This is a genomic window from Sphingopyxis sp. OAS728 (assembly GCF_014873485.1).
In the GTDB taxonomy this organism is placed as follows: domain Bacteria; phylum Pseudomonadota; class Alphaproteobacteria; order Sphingomonadales; family Sphingomonadaceae; genus Sphingopyxis.
This window is the reverse complement of the sequence record NZ_JADBDT010000001.1, coordinates 4,127,045-4,141,082: the sequence shown is the minus strand read 5'-3', so window position 1 is coordinate 4,141,082 and position 14,038 is coordinate 4,127,045. Positions and strand designations below refer to the sequence as shown.

16 protein-coding genes are annotated in these 14,038 nt (G+C 64.9%); 7 read left to right on the top strand and 9 right to left on the bottom strand.

The window, feature by feature from the left end; all coding sequences use genetic code 11:
- Positions 1 to 4: 4 nt before the first annotated feature.
- Positions 5 to 1,141 (bottom strand): penicillin-binding protein activator, encoded by a 1,137-nt coding sequence (locus GGC65_RS19585; RefSeq protein WP_192649638.1) that lies wholly within the window; start codon positions 1,139 to 1,141, stop codon positions 5 to 7.
- Positions 1,142 to 1,202: 61 nt separating this feature from the next.
- Here GGC65_RS19585 and rsmI point away from each other — a divergent pair, with 61 nt between their 5' ends.
- Genes rsmI through GGC65_RS19565 form a run of 4 tightly spaced genes read left to right on the top strand, consistent with a single transcriptional unit; the run spans position 1,203 to position 3,999 of the window.
- Positions 1,203 to 2,063, top strand: a complete 861-nt coding sequence (gene rsmI, locus GGC65_RS19580) for a 16S rRNA (cytidine(1402)-2'-O)-methyltransferase (protein ID WP_192648692.1) — start codon at positions 1,203 to 1,205, stop codon at positions 2,061 to 2,063.
- Positions 2,060 to 2,410 carry a YraN family protein gene (locus GGC65_RS19575; protein ID WP_192648691.1) on the top strand — a complete coding sequence of 117 codons (351 nt, stop codon included), beginning with the start codon at positions 2,060 to 2,062 and terminating at the stop codon, positions 2,408 to 2,410. The genes rsmI and GGC65_RS19575 overlap by 4 nt, the downstream gene beginning before the upstream one ends.
- A gap of 10 nt (positions 2,411 to 2,420) precedes the next feature.
- Positions 2,421 to 3,371 (top strand): glutathione synthase, encoded by a 951-nt coding sequence (gene gshB / locus GGC65_RS19570; protein WP_192648690.1) that lies wholly within the window; start codon positions 2,421 to 2,423, stop codon positions 3,369 to 3,371.
- A 22-nt stretch (positions 3,372 to 3,393) separates the two neighbouring features.
- Positions 3,394 to 3,999, top strand: coding sequence for a DedA family protein (locus GGC65_RS19565; protein ID WP_192648689.1), 606 nt, complete (start codon positions 3,394 to 3,396; stop codon positions 3,997 to 3,999).
- Here the strand turns inward: GGC65_RS19565 and GGC65_RS19560 are convergent.
- A complete protein-coding gene (locus GGC65_RS19560) occupies positions 3,996 to 4,886 on the bottom strand; it encodes a tyrosine recombinase XerC (protein WP_192648688.1) in 891 nt (296 codons plus the stop codon). The two genes, GGC65_RS19565 and GGC65_RS19560, sit on opposite strands and share 4 nt — an antisense overlap.
- A gap of 106 nt (positions 4,887 to 4,992) precedes the next feature.
- Positions 4,993 to 6,138 carry a radical SAM family heme chaperone HemW gene (hemW, locus tag GGC65_RS19555; RefSeq protein WP_192648687.1) on the bottom strand — a complete coding sequence of 382 codons (1,146 nt, stop codon included), beginning with the start codon at positions 6,136 to 6,138 and terminating at the stop codon, positions 4,993 to 4,995.
- Between the two features lie 77 nt (positions 6,139 to 6,215).
- On the opposite strand from hemW, the gene GGC65_RS19550 reads away from it, so the two are divergent.
- Positions 6,216 to 6,452, top strand: coding sequence for a hypothetical protein (locus GGC65_RS19550; protein WP_192648686.1), 237 nt, complete (start codon positions 6,216 to 6,218; stop codon positions 6,450 to 6,452).
- Positions 6,453 to 6,465: 13 nt separating this feature from the next.
- Here GGC65_RS19550 and rdgB read toward each other — a convergent pair whose 3' ends face one another.
- From rdgB to GGC65_RS19525, 5 genes are all read right to left on the bottom strand, one after another.
- The gene (rdgB, locus tag GGC65_RS19545) at positions 6,466 to 7,089 is read right to left on the bottom strand and encodes an RdgB/HAM1 family non-canonical purine NTP pyrophosphatase (RefSeq protein WP_192648685.1); all 624 of its coding nucleotides are present in this window, start codon (positions 7,087 to 7,089) and stop codon (positions 6,466 to 6,468) included.
- 1 nt (position 7,090) lies between these two features.
- Complete coding sequence (gene rph / locus GGC65_RS19540) at positions 7,091 to 7,807, bottom strand: ribonuclease PH (protein WP_192648684.1); 717 nt, start codon at positions 7,805 to 7,807, stop codon at positions 7,091 to 7,093.
- Between the two features lie 48 nt (positions 7,808 to 7,855).
- Positions 7,856 to 8,650, bottom strand: coding sequence for a dienelactone hydrolase family protein (locus tag GGC65_RS19535; protein ID WP_192649637.1), 795 nt, complete (start codon positions 8,648 to 8,650; stop codon positions 7,856 to 7,858).
- Positions 8,651 to 8,780: 130 nt separating this feature from the next.
- Complete coding sequence (locus GGC65_RS19530) at positions 8,781 to 10,889, bottom strand: M10 family metallopeptidase C-terminal domain-containing protein (RefSeq protein WP_192648683.1); 2,109 nt, start codon at positions 10,887 to 10,889, stop codon at positions 8,781 to 8,783.
- A gap of 76 nt (positions 10,890 to 10,965) precedes the next feature.
- Entirely contained in the window at positions 10,966 to 11,457 is a 492-nt protein-coding gene (locus GGC65_RS19525; RefSeq protein WP_192648682.1) for a hypothetical protein, read from the bottom strand.
- A 352-nt stretch (positions 11,458 to 11,809) separates the two neighbouring features.
- On the opposite strand from GGC65_RS19525, the gene hrcA reads away from it, so the two are divergent.
- Together hrcA and grpE are read left to right on the top strand one after the other, a co-directional pair.
- Complete coding sequence (hrcA, locus tag GGC65_RS19520; protein WP_192648681.1) at positions 11,810 to 12,853, top strand: heat-inducible transcriptional repressor HrcA; 1,044 nt, start codon at positions 11,810 to 11,812, stop codon at positions 12,851 to 12,853.
- 4 nt (positions 12,854 to 12,857) lie between these two features.
- Positions 12,858 to 13,412, top strand: coding sequence for a nucleotide exchange factor GrpE (grpE, locus tag GGC65_RS19515; RefSeq protein ID WP_192648680.1), 555 nt, complete (start codon positions 12,858 to 12,860; stop codon positions 13,410 to 13,412).
- 73 nt (positions 13,413 to 13,485) lie between these two features.
- On the opposite strand, the gene def is transcribed toward grpE, so the two are convergent.
- Positions 13,486 to 14,019 (bottom strand): peptide deformylase, encoded by a 534-nt coding sequence (def, locus tag GGC65_RS19510; RefSeq protein WP_192648679.1) that lies wholly within the window; start codon positions 14,017 to 14,019, stop codon positions 13,486 to 13,488.
- Between the last annotated feature and the right edge of the window lie 19 nt (positions 14,020 to 14,038).

Below are 14,038 nucleotides of genomic sequence, written 5' to 3'. Positions count from 1 at the left end.
GCCCCTACCATTTGGTCGGCGCGGGATCGACGACGCGGAAGCCGCCCGCGCCGATCTCGCTGACCTCGAGCGCACGCTCGGCGATGCCGCGATTGCTGAAGCGGAAGATGCCGTCGATGCCCCCGAAACCGTCGGCGGCAAGCAGGCGGTTCGCGGGGAAGTTCGTTCCCGGCTTCCAGTCGCGCGCGATGCGCACCGTCAGCAGCACCGAGTCATAGCCCAGGCTGGCGAGGCGGTACGGCGCCTTGCCGAAACGCGTGCGATATTTGGTCGCGAGCTGACCGTAGAGGCCGTCGGAGACGCTGGCGAACCACGATCCGCGCATTACGGCGTTGCTGCCGAGCGCCGCGTCGGTGTTCCACAGTTCGGTACCGAGGATCTGCTTGTTGCCCGTTGTCTTGATCACCGGCACCGCACGGATGGCGTTGCCGCCGCTGTCGGCGATCAGCACCGCATCCATCGCGCCGGCATTGGCGAGACGGCGTGCCGCGCCGGTCAGCGCGGTCGCGCTGCGGTCATAGCTTTCGACGGCGACGAGCGTGCCGCCGGCCTGCGAGACCGCGGCGCGGAAGGCGGCGGCCGAGCGGTCGCCATAGACATTCTTGGGAACGAGCGCGCCAAAGCGCTGATGGCCCTTGGCGCGCGAGAAAGCGACGACGCGCTCGACCGACTGGCCGGGAACGAAGCCCATGATGAAGACGCCGTTGCCCGCGACGCCGCTGTCGTTCGAGAAGCTCAGCACCGGCACCTTCGCGTCGCGCGCGATGGGCGCGACGGCGGTGACATCTTCGCTGAGCAAGGGCCCGAGGATCAGCTTGTTGCCGTCGGCAACCGCCTGCCGCGCCGCGGCTGCCGCACCGAGCGCGGTGTCATAGGTGGTGATGCGCACGCGCTCGGTGCGCGAATCGAGCAAAGCCAGCGTCGTCGCATTGGCGATTGCGGTGCCGACGTCGGCGTTCGGGCCCGTCTGGGGCACGAGCAGCGCGACGCGGTGGCGATCGGTGTCGGTCGGCAAGCCGGGGCCGACATTGTCGTCGGGGTTGGTGGGCGGCGGCGGAGTCGCCGGGCCGTTGGATTTTGGAACGACCTGACACGCCGCGAGCAGACCCGCCATCGCCGCCACACCGAGCCCGCGCAACATTTGGCGGCGCAGCGGTGCATTATTTTGGCGCTGGGCGACAGTTTCTGCCATTTTCAGCGTCATGCCAGATTCGAACATCTCAGATTCTCCCTTGCCCGGTCTCTATATCGTCGCGACGCCCATCGGCAACCTCGGCGACATCACTCCGCGTGCCGCCAAAACGCTCGCCTCCGCCGGCGTGATCGCCGCAGAGGATACGCGCGTGACCGCGAAATTGCTGTCGCATCTGGGTTTGCGTGTGCCGATGACCCCCTATCATGATCATAGCGACGAACGCGCGCGCGCCGCGCTGGTTGCGCGTATGGGCCAAGAAGTTGTCGTTTTGGTGTCGGACGCCGGCACGCCGCTGATTTCGGACCCCGGATACAAGCTGGTGCGCGATGCACGCGCGGCGGGACGCCACGTCACGACCCTGCCCGGCCCCTGCGCCGCGATTGCCGCGATCACGCTGTCGGGCTTGCCAAGCGACCGTTTCCTTTTCGCCGGTTTCCTGCCCAACAAGGCCAAGGCACGCGCCGACACCCTCGCCGAATTTGCCGCGCTGCGCGCTACGCTGGTTTTCTATGAAAGCGGGCCGCGGTTGTCGGCGTCGCTCGCCGCAATGGCCGAAGGGCTCGGCAATCGCGAGGCTGCCGTCGCGCGCGAGATCAGCAAGATGTTCGAGGAATGCGTTACCGGCACGCTGACCGAGCTTTCCGCGCGCTACGCCGACGCACCGCCGAAGGGCGAGATTGTCGTTATCGTCGGACCGCCCGGCGAAACAGTCACCGAGGAAGCCGACGACGATACGCTCGACGCGGCGCTGCGCGAGGCGATGGCCGACAAGCCCGTCGCGCAGGCGGCGAAAGCGGTCGCCAAACGCTTCGGACTCGACCGCCATGACGTCTATGCGCGCGCGCTGGCACTGAAAGAGCAGGCTTGAACCGCGCCACGGCCGAAGCACGCGGGCGCCGGGCAGAGCGCCGCGCGGCCTGGTGGCTGCGCCTCCACGGCTGGCGCATATTGGGCGAGCGCCTCCGCGTTCCGGTCGGCGAGGTCGACCTTGTCGCGCGGCGCGGCCGCACGGTCGCCTTCATCGAGGTCAAATGGCGCGACCGCGCCGCCGATCTCGACCTTGCCATCGATCATTATCGCCTGCGCCGCGTCGCTGCGGCGGCCGAAATGCTCGGCCCACGCTTCGCTGGACCGCGTGACGACATACGGATCGACGTGATGCTCCTTGCGCCAAGGCGCCTGCCACGCCATCTGGTCCACGTCTGGCAACCCTGAGGAAGATCGAATGACCCTGCGCGCCGCGGTACAAATGGACCCGATGGACGGTATCAACATCGGGGGCGACAGCAGTTTCCACCTGATCCTGAAGGCGCTGGAACGCGGGTACGAGCTTTATCACTATGACGTGCGCGGGCTGACGTGGGAGGCCGGGCGGCTGACAACAAAGGCGCATCGCATCGTCGAAGCGCAGCGCGAGGCCGGCGATCATTATAAATTCGGCGAAGCGGTGACGCTCGACCTCGGCCGCGATATCGATGTCGTGTTGATGCGGCAGGATCCGCCCTTCGACCTCGGCTATCTCACCGGCACATGGCTGCTCGAGCGTCTCGCGGGCCAGACGCTCGTTGTCAACGACCCCGTCTCGGTCCGCAATGCGCCCGAGAAAGTCTTCGTACTCGACTTCCCCGAATTCATGCCGCCGACGATGGTCACGCGCGATCTCGACGCGGTGAAGGATTTCCAGGCGCGTCACGGCGCGGTCGTCATCAAGCCGCTCCACGGCAATGGCGGCAAGGCGGTGTTCAAGATCGATGCCGATGGCGGCAATCTCGGCGCGCTCGTCGAGCTGTTCGGACAGGTTTGGCCCGAACCCTTCATGGTCCAGCAATTCCTGCCGAGCGTCAGCAAGGGCGACAAGCGCATCGTGCTTGTCGACGGTGAGGTCGCGGGCGCGATCAACCGCAAGCCCGGCGAAGGCGAATTTCGTTCGAACCTCGCGGTCGGCGGCTATGCCGAGGCGGCCGAACTCACCCCGCGCGAGCAGGAGATTTGTGACGTGCTGGGCCCGCAACTGCGCGAGCGGGGCCTCGTATTCGTCGGCATCGACGTGATCGGCGGCGAATGGCTGACCGAAATCAATGTCACTTCGCCGACCGGGATCGTCGCGATCGACCGGTTCAACAACAGCGATACGGCGGGGATGATCTGGGACGCGATCAACCGCCGGATCGGCTGACGCGCCCGCGCGTTTCTTGCCCATGACCGATTTCATTCTCAATCTGATCCAGGCCTGGGGCTATGTGGGGATTTTCGTCCTCATGTTCCTCGAAAATGTGTTCCCGCCGATCCCGTCGGAGGTGATCATGGGGCTCGGCGGTATCGCGGTCGCCAAGGGCCATTTCGATTTCTGGACGCTTGTCGCGGTCGCCGTCGCGGGCACGACCGCAGGTAACTGGATCTGGTACGGGATCGGGCGCTGGATCGGGTACGAGCGGCTCAAGCCCTTTATCGACCGCCACGGCCGCTGGCTGACGCTCGACTGGGCCGAGGTCGAGCGGCTGCACGCCTTTTTCCTGAAATACGGCCCCGCGATCGTGTTCATCGCGCGTTTCATGCCCGTCGCGCGCACGATGGTGTCGCTCCCGGCGGGGATGGTGAAGATGAATCAGGCGAAGTTCCTGCTCTGGACCGCTGCCGGATCGACGATCTGGATCGCGGCGCTCGCAGGCGCCGGCAATTGGTTCGGCGGGAAGTTCGCGAACCTCGACGCCTTCGTCGGCCCCGTTGCGCTGGTCGCGATCGGCTCGCTCGTGGTCGTCTATATCTACCGCGTTATCACCTGGAAGCCTCGGCAGACGAACTAGGCGCGCGGGTGTGCGCTGCGGTAAATGTCGAGCAGATGCGCGGCATCGACCGCAGTATAGACCTGCGTCGAGGCGAGGCTCGCGTGACCAAGCAATTCCTGAAGGCTGCGCAGGTCGGCGCCGCCCGCGAGCAGGTGCGTCGCGAAACTGTGGCGCAGTGCGTGCAGCGTCGTGCGTTCGGGCAAGCCCAGTGCGCGCCGCGCCGAACGCACGCTTGCGCGGACGACACCCGGCTGGAGCGGCCCGCCGCGCGCGCCGAGGAACAGCGGCGTGTCCTTGGCGATCGGATAGGGGCAAGCCTCGACATAGCGCGACACCGCGCTTGCGACAGCGGGAAGGATCGGCACGATGCGCGTCTTGTTGCGCTTGCCGGTCACGCGCAGCGTGTCGCCGAGCGGCAACGCAGCGCCGGTCAATCCCAGCGCCTCCCCGATGCGTAACCCGGCGCCATAGAGCAACAGCAGCAGCGCAAAGTCGCGCGCGCCGACCCAGCCTTCGCGGGCATTGTCCTCGACATCCTGCGCAAGCTGTAACGCTTCGGCGGGCGCGACGGGGCGCGGCAGCCCCTTTTTGACGCGCGGCCCGCGCATCTGCGGCACGCTGGCGTTCGTTCCGCCGGCGAAGCGCAGGAAGCCGCGCAGCGCCGACAGCTCGCGTGCGGCCGACGCATTGCCAAGCCCTTCGGCGCGCCGCTCGGCGAGATAGGCGCGGAGATCGTTCGGGGTGAGCGCTTTCAGCATGCGCGCATCGACCGCGCCGCCGCGATGGTGTGAGAGGAAGCCGCAGAAGCGCTCGGCGGTCGCGATATAGGCGCGGCGCGTATGCTCCGACCGGCGCTTCTCGTGCGCCAGATGGGCATCCCAGTCGCGGATCAGATCGAGGCTCACTCCAAATCCCGTTCGTGCTGATCTTGTCGAAGCACCGTTCTTCTTTCCAACGGTGCAGGAAAAACGGTCCTTCGACAAGCTCAGGACAAACGGATGAGAGGAGGGCCTAACCCGTCCGGACCACCTCGGAAAGGATCGAGTCGAGGAGGAGGATGCCGTCGTCGGTGACGGCGAGCCGGTCGCCATGTTGCGTCATCAGCCCCTGCCCGGTCAGCCGCACCACCGCATCGGCATCGACGAAGGCCGCACGAGGCAGCCCGCTACGCGCCTCGATCCGCGCGAGGTCGATGCCTTCGGTCAGCCGCAGCCCCATCAGCATCGCCTCGGTCGCGCGCTCGTGCGCCGGCAAGTCGCTTTCGACCTTCAAGCCATGGCCGTTGCGCTCGACCGCCGCGATAAAATTCTCGGGCTTCTTGTGCCGCTCGGTCGCCTGTCCCAGTCGCCGACCATGCGCGCCGGGGCCGACCCCCGCATAATCGGCATAGCGCCAGTAAGCGAGATTGTGACGGCTCTCCTGCCCGATGCGCGCATGGTTCGACACTTCGTAGCGTGGCAGACCTGCGGCGCGCGTCATCGCCTGTGTCGCGTCGAACAGGTCGGCTGCGGTATCGCCATCGGGGATGGTGAGGTCGCCCTTCGCCGCCAGCGTCGCGAAGCGTGTGCCGGGTTCGATCGTGAGCTGGTAGAGCGAGAGATGGTCGGTGCCGAAGGCGAGCGCCCCCGCCAGCTCGGCTTCCCACGCGGCCATCGACTGGCCCGGCCGCGCATAAATCAGGTCGAAGCTGACGCGCGCGAAATGCTCTTGCGCAGTGGCGATGGCGCGGCGCGCCTCATCCTCGCTGTGCGCGCGGCCTAGAAAATCAAGTACTTCGGAATCGAAGCTCTGAACGCCTATCGATACGCGATTGACGCCCGCGGCGGCGAGATCGGCGAAATTGGCGACCTCGACCGAATTGGGGTTGGCCTCGAGCGTGATCTCGACGTCGTCGGCGAGGCCCCATGCGCTCTCGGCCGCCGCGATCACCGCCGCGACGGTTGCGGGCGGCATCAGGCTGGGCGTGCCGCCGCCGAAGAAGATCGACCCCACGGTGCGCCCCGGCAGCAAAGCCGCCTCATGCCGCAAATCGGTAAGCAACGCCTCGCGCCAAACCGCCTGATCGACACTCTCACGGACATGGCTGTTGAAGTCGCAATAGGGGCATTTCGACACGCAAAACGGCCAGTGGACATAAAGGGCGAGCGGTTCGGCCATGCGCGGCGATATAGTCACTTTTCAGCGAATGTCTGCATGGCTAGGCTCGCTTCGCAAAAGCGACGCTGGGGAACATCATGGATATCGGCAACCGGGATTTCGTTCAGCTCGTCAAACGCACCCGAGAGAAATTTGGCGTGAGCATCGACGGCGCCCACGACCTGATCTTCGCCGACGAGGAAATGGGCAGGCTCGTCGCCCGCCGGATCAACCACAATCCCGAATGTCGCAAACAAGCGTTGCGGGACATCCGGAAAAAGGGTGATCGGTCGCGCTTCATCGAGATCGACGACAAGATTAGGTTTCGCGCCTGACGGCGCGCCAGCTTCAGAACGCGCCCGCCACCAGCTTCGCAAAAGCGTCCGCCCGATGGCTGATCGCATGCTTTTTCGCCGGATCGATTTCCGCATAAGTCAGCGTGTTACCGGTCGGAACAAATACCGGATCATAACCGAAGCCCAGCAGCCCGCGCGGCGGCCAGGTCAGGCTACCTTGCGCGCGTCCTTCGAACACCTCGGCATGGCCGTCCGGCCAGGCGAGCGCGAGGGTGCAGACGAAACAGGCGCTGCGGTCGACGTCGGGGCCCTGTTCGGCGAGCAGGCCTTCGACCTTCCCCATCGCCATATACCAGTCGCGCCCCGGCTCGCCCTCGAACGCCTGCCGCTCGGCCCAGTCGGCGGTGTAGACGCCCGGACGTCCGCCGAGCGCCGTAACCTCGAGCCCGCTGTCGTCGGCGAGCGCGGGCAGACCCGCCGCCGACGCGCTGGCATGCGCCTTCAGCAGCGCATTCTCGCGAAAGGTCGTTCCCGTCTCCTCGGGCTCCGGAAGCCCGAGGTCGCCCGCCGACACGGGCTCGATCCCATAGGGTTCGAGCAGCGCACGGATTTCACGCACCTTGCCTGCGTTATGGCTGGCGATCACCAGCCTGCCGGGTACGAGCTTGCGGGTCATCTCAGCGCCCCGTCGCCTTGTCCTGCGCCGCGAAGATTTCGCCGCAGCCGATGCGCGCGAGGCGGAGCAGGCGCAGCAGGCCTTCCTCGTCATAGGTCGCGCCCTCGGCGCTCGCCTGAACCTCGACGATCTGGCCCTTACCGGTCAGCACGAAATTGCCGTCGGCCTCGGCGACCGAATCCTCGTCATAATCGAGGTCGAGCACCGGCGTGCCCTGATAGATGCCGCACGAGATTGCGCCGACCTTGTCCTCGATCGGATCCTCGGCGATCGTCTTCGCCGCGAGCAGCTTGTCGACCGCGAGGCGCAGGGCGACCCATGCACCCGAGATCGACGCCGTGCGCGTGCCGCCATCGGCCTGGATCACGTCGCAGTCGATGATGATCTGGCGCTCGCCAAGCTTCTTCATATCGACGACGGCGCGCAAGCTGCGGCCGATAAGCCGCTGGATTTCCTGCGTGCGGCCCGACTGCTTGCCCTTTGCCGCTTCGCGGCTACCGCGCGTGTGCGTCGCGCGGGGCAGCATGCCATATTCGGCGGTGACCCAGCCCGCACCCTTGCCGCGCATCCACGACGGCACCTTTTCGTCGACGCTCGCCGTCACGAGTACCTTGGTGTTGCCAAAGCTCACGAGGACGCTGCCCTCGGCGTGGATGGTGAATTCGGTCTCGATCGCGATGGGACGCATCTGATCGGGCGCGCGGCCTGAGGGGCGCATAGGATATCCTTTCGATTGGTGATTGCGGTGGCCCTTAGGCCGCCGGCCTCATTCGCTCAACCGCATCTTGAAGAAATCGAGGATTTCATCGCGCGCCTGCACCGTCGGCTGCCCGGCCTCGTCGATCAGGTGGATCGTGACGACGCTGTGCGGGTTCTTCATCGGGCTGTCGGGATTGGCCGCACTGTCGGGCAGCACCTTGCCGATGAAGCGGGCGCCGAGCGCATCTTCATAGGCGGCGAAGCGCGCCGCCTTGCAGAATTTGTCGCCCTCGAAGCGGTAAGCGAGCACGGTCAGATCCTCGGCCTCCATCCGCGCCTTCACCGCCGCCAGTTCATCGGGCGCGATATGCATGCCGGCCGGATCATTGATCGGCAGCGACGGCTGAGCGAGTACGGGCGCGAGCACTGCGGGTTCGAGCATCATCGACAGCGCGAAATTGCCGGTGAAGCACATGCCGATCGCGCCGACGCCCTTCCCGCCACATTCCTGATGCGCGAGCGCGGCCAGCGCGCGCAGCCACTGAACCGCGGGCGAGCTTTCATTCGCCTGAAAGGCGCGGAACTGGCGGCTGATGCAGCCGCCGATCATCGTGAACAGCGCGCCGGGCATGCGCGGGACCGCGCCGTCTTTCCCGAAGATATGCGGCATATAGACGGTGAAGCCCGCATCGCGGACCCAGCGCGCGAAGCGCGCGACATGCGGGCTGATACCGGGCATTTCGGTCATGACGATGACCGCTGGGCCACGGCCCATCGTATAGACGCGGTGGCTGCGGCCGAGCAGGACGATATCGCGGTGATCGAAATCGCCCAGCGGGTCGTCGCGATCGAGTGGCGGCATCGTCACGGCTTTCTCCCCCAAAGAAGGCTGGAAAGCTAACCACAAGCCTGGCCGATTGCACGCGCCCTTTTGGCAGCCAAAACGCCCGGAACATTGCTGGTCCGGGCGTTCCAGCCGCTATGCCAGATGTTCAGGCGACGAAATCGTAGCGATAGCCATAATCCCGGTTCCTGATCGACAGCCCTTCGCCCGTGCTTGCGCCGAAAACCGCCATATCCTGCGCCATGCGAAGCAGTTGCAGGTCGGTGACGCTCGACGTCGCCGCGGATGCCGACGGGGTGATGCCCTTTTTCCCGACGCTATATGTTTCGCCATTGGCAAAGCGGATCGTCTCGACGCCCGTCAACATATCGGTGCCGTCGTCGCCATCCGCCGCGGCATCGAGGTCGATGATGGTCAGGACGCCGGCATTGAATGTGACCTGATAAGAGGATCGCGCTCCGGCATAGGTCGCCACGTCGTTGCCGTTGCCACCGTCGATGGTGTCATTCCCGGCACCGCCCGTCAGCACGTCATTGCCATTGCCCCCGGAAAGTTGGTCGTTCCCGGCGCCACCGGCGAGCGTGTCGTCGCCGTTGCCGCCATTGAGCAGGTCATTTCCGTCACCGCCGTCGAGCAGGTCGTTGCCGTTGCCGCCATCGATCGTGTCGACGCCTGCCCCGCCAAGTAGCGTGTCATTTCCGTTGCCACCGGTGATCCTGTCATCGCCGCCCAACCCCGACAGCCAGTCATTGCCGTTGCCGCCGCCCAGCGTATCGGCGTGGTTGCTGCCTTCGAACCGTTCGATGCTGATATATTTGTCGCCGGCGGCATCGCCGGTGCCAATGACCAAATTCGCCCCGACCACGAGTGTGATGCCCGCAGCAGCGCCGCGATAGCTTGCGGTATCGGTCCCCGCACCGCCATTCAGCCTGTTGGCGACCGCATTGCCCACCAAGACGTCGTCGCCGGCGCCGCCGACAGCATTTTCGATCCACGCGCCATAGGCGATGCCGACATTGTCGGTGAGCCTGCCAAGAAGCGGGTTCGCAGCCAGCGCCGCCATATTCGCATTATAGGTCGCAAGCGCGATCGGCGCATATCCCATGGCCGCGCGATTGGCGTTGACCTGATCGAAGGTAAGTCGGGACTGCGCCTCCGCGAGCGTGACGCCGCCGATGCTGCTCAGCGAGCCCGGATTGAGGTCGATGATCTGGTCGGTATTATAGCCCGAGGCATCGAGCGTATCGTTGCCGCCGGCATCCCAGATCGCGACGGTGGGCGCGGTGTTGATGGTGAAATCGAACGCGTCGCGACCTGCGGTGCTGTTGAAGCCATAGACCGTGTCGCCGGTCCGCGTCGTCATGTCGGCGCCATAGAGGCGCTGGATGGCCAGAATGTCGTGCACCATCGGGGTCGAACCGTATGCGATCCCCATCACATTGAAGTTGAAATCGCGCGCACCGATGTCGCGCGGATTCCAATAGGACATGATCGTATAGTTGCGCGCGTCCTGATAATATTCGGCGCCATTGGCGTAGTTGACCTGAAATCCCGGGCCGAAATTATAATTGCCGGGGTGCGAAAGGCCGATCGCATGTCCGATTTCATGGACAAGGGTGTTCAGGCCATAACCGCCCGGCGTCAGCTGGAAATTGCTCGCCTGACTGGCCGACACCCAGACATCGCCCGCAATCTTCTGAACCTGCTCGTTGACATGGGCATCGCTGGACAAGGTGCCCAGCGGCAGGCGCGCATAAGCCTGCGTATTCGGCGCGTTCGCGAGATTGCCGAAATTGATGTCGGCGTCATCCGACGTCGTTTCGCGGAAGGACACCGCGGCGACATCGTCCCAATATTGCATCGCCTGCCGCGTCGCCGCCATTTGGGCATTCGAAAAGGCAGCGAAGTTGAAATATTCGGCAAGGCCGTAATATTCTCCTTCGAACTCATAAACATAGCCATTGTTTTCGAGGCTAAGCTGATCGAGATGGAAACCGAAGGTGATTTCCTGAAGATTGGCGTCCTGCTGTGGCGCGGGATCGGGCCCGCCCGTCCAACTCGCGCCTGAGCGATTGAGATATTGGGCGATCTGGGCAGGAGTCCAATAGGTCTTCCCGTTCGGCGCCGTGCCCGTCATGCCGTCGACCGACGCCGACTCGGTAGAGGGATCGATACCGGAATTCACTGTGTCGATCATCACCTCGGGCCCACGGTCCGCATGATCTTCGTGGAATTCGTCGGTACGAATAATAGCCATCTACCCTCTCCTGCTGCTTACGATGCCCGGTCCGCCGGGCGATTGATTTCGATCGATGACGTCCTATCCACCCCGGTCAGTTTCGCGCCTTCCATGGCAGGGTGTCGGCCAGCGCGGCACGCAGTTCGGGCGCGAGCGCGGCCAGCGCCGAACGATCGTTCACCCCCACCCGAACGGCGCGCGGCGCGGCACCGAACAGCTGATCGCCATTGTTGGACGCATTGCGGAACGGACGGACGGTCAGCGCCGCGAGGCGATCGGCACCGCTTCCGCTAATCGAGACATGGACGAGTAAAGTGATCGTATCGGGCTTCAGTATCTGGGGATCGCCAAGGCGAATGACCGAGACCGGCACCGGCGCGGCCTGTGCGATGGCCGAACGCGCTTGCTCGCAAAGCCCTTCATGCAATTCGCCGGCATCGACCCCGCGCGGCGTGTTGACGAGGCAGAGCACGCGAAGCTGACGGGCATCGCTCCAGAACAACGGTGCATTCGCCTGTGCCTGCGGCGAGGGGGCTTTGATGACGGCCTTGCGCGGCGTGGAGTTTCCGGTTTCCGATTGGCTCACGACCGCTCCGCCTCCACAGCTGCCGAGGATCGCGAACATGGCGACGATACGAAAACCCCGGTCCCACATATCTGATACCCATCCGGTTTGTGTCGAAAGGATGCAGCGATTTTCCAGACTGTACAGGCAGGCTATTGGGCACTGGTACCGGGGTCAATATATTATCCGATGAAACCATATTCCGGGCGGTTTTCCGCGGGAAGCGCGGGCGGAAATTAATCAAGATTTTGAAATTAACGTTAAAATTTGCCGGACGGGCCGCATCGCCCGACTTGGACGGACATCGCGCCCGTTCGATTCCCGCGACGGGATCGACGTTGCGCTCGCCCGTCCTCCACCCTAAATCTCTCGCATGACTACCCCGCCGATCACCGAACTCACCACGCGCGCGCGCGACGTGTTCCGGCTGGTCGTCGACGCCTATCTCGAGACCGGACAGCCCGTCGGATCGCGCACGCTGTCGAAGCTCGCGACGCTGAACCTGTCGCCCGCGTCGATCCGCAACGTGATGCAGGATCTGGAAGAGTTCGGCCTGCTCGCCAGCCCGCACACGAGCGCCGGTCGCCTGCCGACCGAGCAGGGGCTGCGCCTCTTCGTCGACGGGATGATGCAGGTTGCGGAACCCAGCGCCGAGGACCGCGCGCAGATCGAGGCGAGCCTGTCGGAGGGCGGCCCGATCGAAAGCGCGCTCGCGCAGGCGACGTCGGCGCTGTCGGGGCTCTCGGCATGCGCCGGGCTTGTGCTCGTTCCCAAGCATGAGCGCGTGCTCAAACAGCTCGCCTTCGTCCCGCTTTCGGCGAACCAGTCGCTCGTCGTGCTCGTCGCGGGCGACGGGGCGGTCGAGAATCGCGTCATCGACATCCCGCCGGGGCTTAACCCGTCGGCGCTCGTCGAGGCGGGCAATTATATCTCGTCGATGCTCAGCGGGCTGACGCTGACCGAAGCGATGGCGCGCGTGCGCCGCGAGATCGAAGCCGAGCGGATCGCAATCGACCGTGCGGCGCAGGACCTTGTCAGCCGCGGCCTCGCGATCTGGTCGTCCGACGGCGCGGACCGTCCGGTGTTGATCGTGCGCGGGCAAGCGAACCTGCTCGACGAGAGCGCGGTCGGCGACCTCGACCGCGTCCGCCAGTTGCTCGACGAACTCGAAACCAAGCAGGACATCGCACAGCTCCTCGACAGCGCGCGCGAGGGCAGCGCCACCCGTATTTTCATCGGGTCGGAGAATAAATTATTCTCGCTTTCGGGCTCGTCCGTGATAGCGGCACCCTATCGCGGCGCGGACGGGCGCGTGGTCGGCGTGGTCGGGGTCATCGGCCCCACGCGCTTGAACTATGCCCGGATCGTTCCCATGGTGGATTTCACCGCACAATCGCTCTCCAGACTGATACGATAGGTTTATGACGAACATTGAAAACGATACGCCGGTCGACGACGGCGCGAACCCCGAAATTGACACCGCGGACGCCGCAGCGCCCACCGAAGGTGCGAATGAAGAGCTGGCACAGCTCGCCGAACAGGTCGCCGCGCTCCAGCAGGATCTGCTCTACGCGCGCGCCGAGGTGCAGAATGTCACGCGCCGCAAGGACAAGGAAATCGCCGACGCGCATGCCTATGCCGCGACCAAGTTCGCGCGCGATATTTTGTCGGTCGCCGACAATCTCGGCCGCGCGCTCGCCGCGCTCAGCGAAGAGCAGCGCGCCGACGACACGATCAAGCCGCTGATCACCGGCCTCGAAGCGACCGAGCGCGAATTGCTCAGCGTCTTCGAACGCAATGGAATCACGCGCATCGCGGCGATCGGCCTGCCGCTCGATCCGAACCAGCATCAGGCGATGCTCGAAATCCCGAGCGACAAGACGCCGGGCACGATCGTGCAGGAAATGCAGGCGGGTTATATGCTGAAGGACCGCCTCCTGCGCCCCGCAATGGTCGGCGTCGCCAAAGCCGGGTAACCCGGTCGCGACATAGCAGACAAAAAGAAACCCCGGTGAAAGCCGGGGTTTCTTTTTGTCTGCTATCTGCCGGTCAGGCCGCCTTGCGGAGCTTCGCGAGCTTCTTCAGCACCATCTCGCGCTTCAGCCGCGACAGATGGTCGATGAACAGAATGCCCTCCAGATGGTCGTGCTCGTGCTGGATGCACGTCGCCATCAGCCCGGTCATGCGTTCCTGATGATGCTTGCCGTCCTCGTCCTGCCAGTCGACGGTGACCTCGGCGGGGCGCGTCACCTCGGCATATTGCTCGGGGACCGACAGGCAGCCCTCCTGATAGACGCTATGCTCCTCGCTCTCGTCCGAAAAAACGGGGTTGATGAAGACGCGCGGCTCGCGGATCACCTTCTTGCCTTCGGGGTCCTCGGGATCGGGTTCCTGCAGGTCGATGACGAGGATGCGCTTCGCGACCCCGACCTGGATCGCGGCGAGCCCGATGCCGGGCGCGTCGTACATCGTCTCGAACATGTCGGCGACCAGCGTCTTCAGGTCGGCGTCGAACGTCTCGACGGGCTTCGAAATGACGCGCAGCCGCGGATCGGGGGTCTCTATGATGGGTAGGATGGCCATGGCGTGCAGGTATGATCGC

Bases quoted from the DNA above. Each gene is read 5' to 3' on its own strand.
- def (WP_192648679.1), bottom strand. From the start codon at position 14,019: ATGGCCATCCTACCCATCATAGAGACCCCCGATCCGCGGCTGCGCGTC.
- gshB (WP_192648690.1), top strand. From the start codon at position 2,421: ATGACCCTGCGCGCCGCGGTACAAATGGACCCGATGGACGGTATCAAC.
- hrcA (WP_192648681.1), top strand. From the start codon at position 11,810: ATGACTACCCCGCCGATCACCGAACTCACCACGCGCGCGCGCGACGTG.
- GGC65_RS19585 (WP_192649638.1), bottom strand. From the start codon at position 1,141: ATGTTGCGCGGGCTCGGTGTGGCGGCGATGGCGGGTCTGCTCGCGGCG.
- hemW (WP_192648687.1), bottom strand. From the start codon at position 6,138: ATGGCCGAACCGCTCGCCCTTTATGTCCACTGGCCGTTTTGCGTGTCG.
- grpE (WP_192648680.1), top strand. From the start codon at position 12,858: ATGACGAACATTGAAAACGATACGCCGGTCGACGACGGCGCGAACCCC.
- rph (WP_192648684.1), bottom strand. From the start codon at position 7,807: ATGCGCCCCTCAGGCCGCGCGCCCGATCAGATGCGTCCCATCGCGATC.
- GGC65_RS19565 (WP_192648689.1), top strand. From the start codon at position 3,394: ATGACCGATTTCATTCTCAATCTGATCCAGGCCTGGGGCTATGTGGGG.
- rdgB (WP_192648685.1), bottom strand. From the start codon at position 7,089: ATGACCCGCAAGCTCGTACCCGGCAGGCTGGTGATCGCCAGCCATAAC.
- rsmI (WP_192648692.1), top strand. From the start codon at position 1,203: ATGCCAGATTCGAACATCTCAGATTCTCCCTTGCCCGGTCTCTATATC.
- GGC65_RS19535 (WP_192649637.1), bottom strand. From the start codon at position 8,650: ATGCCGCCACTCGATCGCGACGACCCGCTGGGCGATTTCGATCACCGC.
- GGC65_RS19530 (WP_192648683.1), bottom strand. From the start codon at position 10,889: ATGGCTATTATTCGTACCGACGAATTCCACGAAGATCATGCGGACCGT.
- GGC65_RS19550 (WP_192648686.1), top strand. From the start codon at position 6,216: ATGGATATCGGCAACCGGGATTTCGTTCAGCTCGTCAAACGCACCCGA.